The organism is Gardnerella massiliensis, assembly GCF_003408845.1.
Taxonomy (GTDB): Bacteria; Actinomycetota; Actinomycetes; order Actinomycetales; family Bifidobacteriaceae; genus Bifidobacterium; species Bifidobacterium vaginale_H.
Window position 1 is genome coordinate 424,760 of record NZ_LRTV01000001.1, and the last position, 9,933, is coordinate 434,692.

At 47.5% G+C, this 9,933-nt stretch carries 8 protein-coding genes; 2 read left to right on the plus strand and 6 right to left on the minus strand.

Annotation, left to right across the window (positions count from 1 at the left end):
• Positions 1-353: 353 nt before the first annotated feature.
• The 5 genes from AXE77_RS01660 to hrcA all read right to left on the minus strand — a co-directional run bounded on the left by AXE77_RS01660 (position 354) and on the right by hrcA (position 5,617).
• Positions 354-1,184, minus strand: coding sequence for an inositol monophosphatase family protein (locus AXE77_RS01660; protein ID WP_165846023.1), 831 nt, complete (start codon positions 1,182-1,184; stop codon positions 354-356).
• A gap of 261 nt (positions 1,185-1,445) precedes the next feature.
• Positions 1,446-2,120 (minus strand): phosphoserine phosphatase SerB, encoded by a 675-nt coding sequence (serB, locus tag AXE77_RS01665; protein WP_165846024.1) that lies wholly within the window; start codon positions 2,118-2,120, stop codon positions 1,446-1,448.
• Between the two features lie 4 nt (positions 2,121-2,124).
• Complete coding sequence (gene fmt, locus AXE77_RS01670) at positions 2,125-3,108, minus strand: methionyl-tRNA formyltransferase (protein ID WP_116711828.1); 984 nt, start codon at positions 3,106-3,108, stop codon at positions 2,125-2,127.
• Between the two features lie 82 nt (positions 3,109-3,190).
• Positions 3,191-4,345: a molecular chaperone DnaJ gene (gene dnaJ / locus AXE77_RS01675; protein ID WP_116711829.1), complete on the minus strand. Its 1,155-nt coding sequence runs from the start codon at positions 4,343-4,345 to the stop codon at positions 3,191-3,193.
• Positions 4,346-4,441: 96 nt separating this feature from the next.
• Positions 4,442-5,617: a heat-inducible transcriptional repressor HrcA gene (gene hrcA, locus AXE77_RS01680; RefSeq protein ID WP_165846039.1), complete on the minus strand. Its 1,176-nt coding sequence runs from the start codon at positions 5,615-5,617 to the stop codon at positions 4,442-4,444.
• Positions 5,618-5,971: 354 nt separating this feature from the next.
• On the opposite strand from hrcA, the gene tkt reads away from it, so the two are divergent.
• Together tkt and tal are read left to right on the plus strand one after the other, a co-directional pair.
• Positions 5,972-8,071 (plus strand): transketolase, encoded by a 2,100-nt coding sequence (gene tkt / locus AXE77_RS01685; protein WP_116711831.1) that lies wholly within the window; start codon positions 5,972-5,974, stop codon positions 8,069-8,071.
• A 225-nt stretch (positions 8,072-8,296) separates the two neighbouring features.
• Positions 8,297-9,400, plus strand: coding sequence for a transaldolase (gene tal / locus AXE77_RS01690; protein ID WP_116711832.1), 1,104 nt, complete (start codon positions 8,297-8,299; stop codon positions 9,398-9,400).
• A gap of 252 nt (positions 9,401-9,652) precedes the next feature.
• On the opposite strand, the gene AXE77_RS01695 is transcribed toward tal, so the two are convergent.
• The coding region (locus AXE77_RS01695; RefSeq protein ID WP_205727506.1) for a hypothetical protein at positions 9,653-9,933 on the minus strand (281 nt) is incomplete at its 5' end.

A 9,933-nucleotide genomic window follows, 5' to 3' on the forward strand; every position in this document is an offset into this window, starting at 1 on the left:
TCTTCTTCGTCATTATTCCTCACTTCAATAATGTGTATTCTTTATGTTCCTGCATATACATAATTTGTAATATACAATTATGCGTCCGCCAATAAATTAGCATTCGCATCTTCGTTTCCACACCAATTTGCTATTTAAAACGCTTCGCACTCTCTTAATATGTTCAGCATACATAAATTTGCAAACTGACGCCAGTACAGATTGTATGTTACTCAACTATTCATACATTGCAAGTCTTTTTATGCAACAATTTATGTCGCGTAAATCACATAATTCGCAAATTCCGCATAAATTAAATGATAAGACGTCATAATGTTTACTAAAAAAGTTATAACACGCCATGAGATTATTAGTTACTTAAGATACGGGCGCAACTTGTCAATTAACAAACCGTTCGACGCCACTACATCATTCTCGCGGCGGTAATGAATAGGACTTCCATCCCACTGGCACACTTGTCCCTGAGCTTCTTGCACCACCACGGCACCGGCAGAAACTGCTGGAATATCCCACTGATGCAAATGCGGCTCAAAATACGCGTCGTACGTGCCATCCGCAACCTTGCACAAATCAAGAGAAGCAGGACCGATACGTTTAATATCAGCCGGGCACATTTCTTCAATCGAAGCAACAACATCAAGAGCGCGCTTGGATTCTCCAGGAATATAGGACATTCCATAGCACACTACCGACCCGCGCAATTCCGAAGAAGTAGACGGTGTAATCTTTTCACGCTTCTCACCTTGAGGAGTTCTACGAATACGAATCGCACCCTGGCCCTTTGCAGCCAAATAAGTTAATCCCAATGCAGGAGCGTGCACAACGCCAAGCACCGGTCGCGCAGAACCTTCTTCGTTAAATTCAAACAGAGAAACAGTAAGCGTCCATTCGGCCATGTCTCGGTTGAAATTAATAGCACCGTCGACATTGCCCACACACCAGAAACGGTCGCCCGGATTGCAATGCTCTGGTCTTGTTCTCCAAAAACCTTGGAAAGGATTGACATAGGTTAAACGGTTTTGTATAAAACGTACCAGCTTGTCCGAGAAACCGGATTCGGATTGCATCGGATCTCCCAAAGCCAACGACGTCATATCTTGCGGACTTAACTGATCCTGGTACGCGTGTTTGCCAACATCCTCTAAAATACGCGCAACTTCAAGCGCTACCTCTCGTAAATTCACTATATACTCCCTACCCTGCTGTACGTGAACTTCCCACATTCACGCACACTCTTCTCTATCTAATAAAACTAATTGTTATTTTACTCATTGAATTGAAAGACTTACCAGCACATGTATGTTCTGTGGATAAAAGCTACAGAACCTTCACAAACCAGCCTTTAACGCCGGCTAATCACTAATGCATAACATTAATATTTAATCATTGCTTCATAATTCTACATTGCCCATGTACATTCTTCAACTTTTCGTTTTATAAACGCATTAATTCGCATTCACAAAACGCAAGACAGCACTCAAGTCACGCGTATGAATGCGGTAAGGAGTTGACGCTTCAACTGCTGGCTTTGCGCAAAAAGCTACGCCTAGTCCAGCATGTTGAATCATAGCAATATCATTCGCTCCATCGCCTACCGCAACCGTTTGTTCGCGCGCAATTCCAAGATTATGCGCCCACTTTTGAAGCGCATCAACTTTTGCGTTAGCGTTAACAATATTTCCAAGTACGTTGCCAGTAAGTTTGCCGTCGCGCGATTCCAAATAGTGAGCCGTCCAAAAGTCGATACTCAAACTCGGCAACAATTCGTCTAGTATTTCGTGAAAACCGCCGGAAACTGCGCCAACTTTCCAACCGCGCTCGTGAAGCGCGTCAATTAAAACTTTCGCACCTTTAGTTACGTGAATACGCGAAATAATACGCTTTTTGCATTCGTCAATATTCAAACCGCGAAGCATGCTTACGCGCAAACGCAAGGAAGTATCGAAAGTAATTTCTCCACGCATTGCGCGCGCTGTAATCGCAGAAAGCTCATCGCCGCGTCCAGCTTCTGCACCAAGCAAATCGATAACTTCTTCTTCAATAAGCGTGGCGTCAACATCCATCACCAAAAGCCCCGGCTTGGCCAAAGTTGGCAACAGCGAAGAAAAGTTCATACTCATAATTTTATGCGCAGTAGGCTTTGGCAGAAAGCCTTGCTCCACGCGCCCAATCAGCCGCCTTCATAGCCTTTTTACCTTGCGCTTTTACTTCCAAAAGTTCAAGCGCACCACTTAAAGTACCAATCCAAACTTGTTTCTTGCCAGCAAGTAACTTTCCAGGATTAAGCTGATTAAAATCTGCAGCATGCGGATTATTAGCATCTGCCGGAACCGCGCGCAACACGTGCAAAGTAATCGGATCCGCGTTATTGTCGTCGTCCGCGTGCAGCTCGCACCACGCACCCGGATTCGGCGTGCAAGCGCGAATCTGACGATCGACCGCAAAAGCTGGAGCGTGAAAATCAATATGCGCATCTTCAACCGTAATCTTTTGCGCAACTTCTTGAGGAGTTTGATCTTGCTCTACCGGCACAATTTCGCCTGTTTCCATGCCTCGAAGTGAAGCAGCAAGCAGCGGAGCACCGTCGTGAGCAAGTCTCATAAGCAAATCGCCAGCATTTTCGTGAGGCTCAATTTTCGTAGTAAACTGCGCCAGAATAGGGCCACAATCCATGCCACGCGTAATGCGAAAAACAGTAGCTCCCGTAATATCATCCCCGGCCCAAATTGCGCGCTGCACAGGAGCTGCACCTCGCCACTGCGGAAGCAACGAAAAATGAAGATTATACCAGCCGAGCGGCAACGCGTCTAAAACATTCTGGCGCAAAATCTTTCCGTACGCCACAACTGCCGCAGCCTTAGCACCCGTGGCGGCAAGCTGCTCAAGAAACACAGCTTCATCTTTTGGATCGGACTCAAGCACGGGCAAACCAAGCTCAAGAGCAGCCTGCTTTACAGGGCTTGGAACCAGCTTCCTGCCGCGACCAGTGGGAGCATCCGGGCGCGTCAGCACTGCGCGCACGTCAAAATGCTCACGATCTTCAGCTAACTCGCGAAGCGCAGGAACCGCAACTTCTGGAGTTCCAGCAAACAATATTGGTAATGCCATATTTCCCCACTATTTTATTAAAGCTGTAAATTAAATCAGTAAATTAAAGCCGTAATTAAAGCTGCAATTAAAGCTGTAAAAATCAGCCAACAAAAGCTTCCTTTAATTTACTAAAGAAACTTTTATGCTCCTGAGACTGATTAGCCAACGATTGCTGCTGAATCTGCTTCACGCTGCCATCGTGAGTACGCGCAAACTGTTCAATAAGAGCACGTTCCTCATCAGTAAGCTTCGTTGGTATATGCACCAACACGTGAACAATAAGATCACCGCGATCTGTGGAACGCAACTTAGTCACGCCAAGATTTGACAAAGTAACAGTATCGTCGTTCTGGCAACCTGCAGGAATCGTTATTGTTCGTGGACCATCGAAAGTATCTATAGTAATGTCGTGGCCGAGCACAGCCCAGCTCATAGGAACAGTAATCCAGCAGTGCAAATCATCGTTTTGACGCGTGAATTGTTTGTCGGCACGAATATGAATATCAACATACAAGTCACCAGCTGGACCGCCACATTCTCCAACGCTACCCTGCGAAGCTAAACGCAAACGACTTGCATCATGAATACCAGCTGGCACGTTAACGCCAACCTCACGCATAGTTCGCACACGACCATGACCATGACAATTTTGGCAAATATTACGAATAATAGTTCCGTGACCTTCACACTTGTCACAAGGCATGGAAGACATCATCTGACCAAGCATTGTGCGCACAACTTTCTGGCAGAAGCCAGAACCGTGGCACTGCGGGCACTGTTCAGGTTCAGCAGCATCCTCAGAACCAGAACCATTGCAATCCTTGCAGACACCAAAAGTTGTTAAACGAACGCGCGTATTACCACCAAAAATAGCCGTTTTCAAATCAATATGAGCCTCAGCTAAAGCATCATCTCCAGGCTGCACACGAGGAACTGGACCTTGAGAGCCACCAAAAGAATTAGAGAAGAATTGGCTAAAAATGTCCCCCATACCCATGTCGCCAAAGGCACCCGCACCAGCACCAGCTCGAGCACCAGCAGAAGGATCATTAGGGTCAACGCCCATATCAACCATGCGACGCTTTTCAGGATTAGAAAGCACGTCGTAAGCAGCGTTTACTTCCTTAAACTTATCCTCAAACTCGGCACCGGCAATATCTGGATGATATTTGCGACTCATCTTACGGTATGCTTTACGAATTTCATCATCACTAGCGTTATGATCAACGCCCAAAATCTTATAATAATCAGTCACTTTAATACCTCTAAAATAAACCCCATCAGTATTACTCAACCTCACCTATTGTGCCATACACCAACGTCAGCAGTAAAACGTAGTTCGAATTTATTTTCAGCGATTTTGCGCAATAAACGCGTTCAGATAGCGGGCCACAGCTTTTACCGCTGCCATCGTAGCAACATAATCCATGTGCTGCGGTCCAATCGATCCTATGAAAGCTACAGGAGCGTTTTGACGAACCGCAGATTCAGAAATATTTTCAAAACTATCGATACCATTACTTGTACTACTGTCGTTACGAGCATCACTAGTGCCGTCACTTTGAGAAGTAAAATGCTCCTCTTGAGCAGTATCGTTACTTTCGTGCGCGTAATACGTTTCGTTAGGACAAGAGTTATAACCGTAACCACTAGTAACAATTGAAGCATGCAACAAGCCCGGATTATGCGTTTCTGAACCAATCGCTACGCTTACTCCACTTGCGCAATCACTCGCCTCTTCACTTAAGGTAGTCATCAAACGCATAATAACAGCCTGCTCTTCAAGCGCGTCAAATAGTGAAGCAAAATCACTCATCGTTTGACGGTGAGCAAGCTGGGAAGCTCCAGCCATATACAAATCGTGCGCATGCTCACCAACGTGCATATCTTCCAGCGCTTTCGCAAGAGAACGCAATAAATTACGCACACTCATACTCGCAATAGTTTCAACAAGCGCGTGTAATCTTTGCGAAGCAACTTTGAGCGAAAGTCCCACACACAATTGGTTAATCATAGTAATTGATTGTCGAAGCTCCTCTGCAGAAACGTTTTCGACTTGTAACATATGTTGCGCAACACTGCCAGTATCGGTAATAACAACAGCCAAAAGAGTAGCTGAAGATACTTGAACCAGCTCAATACGACGCACGCTGGCACGAGATAACGATGGAGCCGCAACAAGCGCAACCTGTCCAGTAATACTGGCAAGCAAGCGAGCAGATCTTTGTAAGGTATCTTGCAAACTCACCGACCCGCTTAAAAAGTTGCGTATAGCGCGACGCTGCGGTTCAGAAAGTGGAATAACCGCAGCTAAACCGTCAACAAAGTAGCGGTACCCTTTTTCTGTAGGAATACGACCTGCGGAAGTATGCGGCTGAATTAAATAGCCTTCCTCTTCCAAAGCTGACATATCGTTGCGAATAGTTGCTGAACTAACGCCAAGCTGATGATGCTTCGCTAACGCCGCAGATCCTACTGGCTCCTGAGAACGAATATAATCCTCAACGACTGCGCGCAAAATCATCATGCGTCGGGACTGCATCAAAACTCCTATCAACTTTAAGACTAATAACTTCCAACTTTTAGTCTTCTTTACTCAATTGTATCCAAATTTATTGTAACCAACTCCTTATTTATTGTACCCAAATTTATTCAATACGCGATGAAAAAGTCTGTTATCTAAGAACGATGTTGCTATACGAAATAATTAACGGCAAAGATTCACACAAGGGTTACAGAACATGGACATAATGACACATTTTGACACACATTATTGCATGTTCGTCTCACGCGAAAGATAGGATTAAAGGGCAATGAGAGGGTAAAAAGCCAGCGTGAGCTGTGCTTAAAAACCCGGATTATTGGAAGGAAAGTAGATCACATGACCGATTTCAACTGGTCTGCATTAGACGAGCGCGCCGTAAAGATGGCGAAGGTTCTCTCGGCTGATGCTGTTGAGCGAGCAGGACACGGACATCCTGGCTCCCCTGTTTCATTGGCACCAATTGCGTACACCTTGTACCAGCACTTCATTAAGCACGATCCAGCTGACCCAAAGTGGGCCGGCCGCGATCGTTTTATTCTTTCTGGCGGTCACGCTTCGCTTACGCAATACGTGCAATTGTTCTTCTCTGGTTACGGCTTAACTCTTGACGACCTCAAGTATTTCCGTGGCGGCGCAGACACGCGTACTCCAGGTCACCCAGAATACGGCTTAACTCCAGGCATCGAAATGACCACCGGTCCACTCGGCCAGGGCCTTGCATCCGCTGTTGGTTTTGCTTACGGCCAGCGCTTTGAGCGTGGACTTCTCGATCCAGAAGCTCCAGCCGGCACTTCCCCATTCGATCACAAGGTTTGGGTTATCTGCGGCGAAGGCGACGTTGAGGAAGGTGTTTCTTCTGAAGCTGCTTCCTTGGCTGGAAACCAGAAGCTCGGCAATTTGACCGTAATCTTCGATGCAAACCACATTCAGATCGAAGGCGACACCAAGCTCACCTTCTCTGAAGATATTCTTGCTCGTTACCGTGCATACGGCTGGTACACCGATGAAGTGAGCTTCATCCAGCCAGACGGCTCCTATAAGGAAGACGTTCAGGCTTTGGCTGCAGCTATTGAAAAGGCTCAGGAAGTTACCGATAAGCCTCACTTCATTAAGGTTAATACTTTGATTGCTTGGCCAACCCCAGGTAAGACCGACAACGAAGCTTCCCACGGCTCCAAGCTTGGCGAAGAAGCTGTGAAGGGCTTGAAGGAACTTTGCGGTTTCGACCCAGAAGTTTCGTTCCCAATCGACGAAGAAGCTTTGGCTCACGCTCGCAAGGTTGCAGAGCGCGGCTTGGCTGCTCATAAGGCTTGGGATGAAGCTCTTGCAAAGTGGGCTGCCGCCAACCCAGATAAGGCTGCTCTGTATGAGCGTCTTAAGGCTGGCAAGCTTCCTGAAGGCTTCGACAAGGCTATCGACGACTTGGTTGCTGGCTTCGAAGTCGGCTCCAAGGTCGCTACCCGTAAGGCTTCCGGCGCAGTTCTTAACGCAATTGCTGCCGTTATGCCAGAACTTTGGGGTGGTTCCGCTGACTTGGGCGGCTCCAACAACACCAACATTAAGGGTGCTGACTCCTTCGGCCCATCCGAGGATGCAACCCGCACTTGGCCAAACGTTTCCGAGTACGGCCGTCAGCTCCACTTCGGCGTGCGTGAGTTCGCAATGGGTGCTATCACCAACGGCATTTTGCTTGGTTCTGACACTCGCCCATTCAACGGCACCTTCTTCCAGTTCTCTGACTACGAGCGCCCAGCAGTTCGCTTGGCTGCTTTGATGGAGATTCCAAACCTCTATGTTTGGACTCACGATTCCGTAGCTTTGGGCGAAGATGGTCCAACCCACCAGCCAATCGAACACTTGGCTGCTTTCCGCGCTATTCCTCAGCTTGAGGTTGTGCGCCCTGCAGACGAGTACGAGACTGCTGAAGCTTATCGTTACTTCTTCGAGAAGAAGAACAGCTACCCAACCGCCATGATTTTGACCCGTCAGGGCGTTCCAACCCTCGCTGAGACTGCTGAGAAGGCTCGCGAAGGCGTGAAGCACGGCGCTTACGTTTTGGCTGATTGCGAAGGCACTCCAGACGTAATCATCATGGCAACCGGTTCTGAAGTTCAGTGGGCTGTTGCCGGCGCCAAGACTTTGGCAGCTGAAGGCATCAAGGCTCGCGTTCTTTCCATGCCATCTCTCGAATGGTTCGAAGAGCAGGACGAAGAGTACAAGGAAGCAATCCTTCCAAAGTCCGTCAAGGCTCGCGTTTCCATCGAAGCTGGCTTGGCATTGCCTTGGTACAAGTATCTTGGCGATTGCGGCAAGGCTGTTTCTATCGAACAGTACGGCTTGCAGGGTGACGGCGGTCAAAACATGATCGACTTGGGCATTACTGCTGAGCACGTAGTAGAAGCTGCCAAGGCTTCTATCGAAGAAGCTCGCGCTTAAGATAGTAAGTAAGCAAAAAGCAAGTAAGCAAAAATAAAACTTGATGTATCAAAATAAAATTGATATGTCACAAAACTAGAAGTGCTAATTTAGTAACTTCACAAGAAACAGCGACGGCGTGTTGGTGCCGAGCTACCGTTGGTTCGACATCAACCGCTGTTTCTTGTAACAACGCCACAATACCGACGTGCCCCAATTGGTGGAGCACAGTGTTAAGGAGATAACATGACTGAAGCAACGCAGCGCACCAGCGATTCCGGCGTTTCTATTTGGTTGGACGATTTGTCCCGTACCCGCATCGAATCCGGTTCTTTGCAGGATTTGATTGCTAACAAGAATGTTGTTGGCGTTACCACCAACCCATCCATCTTCCAGAAGGCTTTGAGCCAGGTTGGTCCATACGATGCACAGCTTAAGGAACTCGGCAAGGTTGACGTTGAGACCGCTATTCGCGAGTTGACCACCACCGACGTTCGCAACGCAACCGATATCTTCCGCGAGATTGCTGAAAAGACCGATTTCGTTGACGGCCGCGTCTCCATCGAAGTTGACCCACGCTTGGCTCACGATACTGCTAACACTGAGAAGCAGGCTGAAGAGCTTTGGGCAAAGGTTGATCGTCCAAACGTTATGATCAAGATTCCTGCAACTTTGGAAGGTCTTCCAGCTATCACCGCTACCCTCGCTAAGGGTATCTCCGTGAACGTGACCTTGATCTTCTCCCTCGAGCGCTACGAGCAGGTTATCGACGCCTTCATCGAAGGTATTGCTCAGGCAGATGCTAACGGCCATGACTTGAAGCACATTGGTTCCGTAGCTTCCTTCTTCGTCTCCCGCGTTGATAGCGCTGTTGACAAGCTCCTCGAAGCTAACGGCTCCGATGAAGCTAAGGCTCTTGAAGGCAAGGCTGCTGTTGCTAACGCTCGCTTGGCTTACGAACTCTTCGAGAAGAAGTTCGCAGCTGACCCACGTTGGGCTGCTCTTGAAGCTAAGGGCGCAAAGAAGCAGCGTCCACTTTGGGCTTCTACCGGCACCAAGAACGCAGCTTACTCCGACTGCAAGTACGTTGATGAGTTGGTTGCTGAGCATGTTGTTAACACCATGCCAGAAAAGACTTTGAACGCTCTTGCTGATCACGGCAACGGCGCTGCTTCCATTAAGGGCACTTACGAAGAGAGCCACGCTGTTATGAACAAGCTTGCTGAGCTTGGCATCAACATCAAGGACGTTACCGACAAGCTTGAGGCCGACGGTGTTGCCGCCTTCATCAAGTCTTGGGATTCCGTGATTGCAGACGTACAGTCTGGCATCGACCGCGTAAACGCCTGATTTGATTAATCAGTAATAAATAAACATAAACCGCACATGTTCGTGGATTAATTCACACATGTGCGGTTTTTGTTTTATACAGTTATACTGCGATTTTACTTATCTTGCATTCTGCAGTTTTGTTTTACGCTCTTATCGCAACACAATATAAACATGAAACACGATATTATAACCGATAAGTAAAACGTAATCCGATAAATAAAAGTGGGAAGAATCCAACCGAATCCTTCCCACTTTTCTATAGATTTAATATTAGTCACTCAACGCATCAGCATTAGTAGATTCGCTAGATTCGCTAGATTCGCTAGATTCGCTAGATTCGCTAGAGTCGCTAGAGTCACCTAGATTGCCCAGATCATCCACGTCACCTAAGTCACCAAAGTCACCTAAGTCACCGAGATCACCGAGATCGCCGAGATCACCAAGGTCACCCAGATCACCTAAGTCGCCAAGATCACCCAAGTCACCCAAGTCACCCAAGTCACCCAAGTCATCCAAGTCACCCAAGTCATCCAAGTCACCCAAGTCTCCAA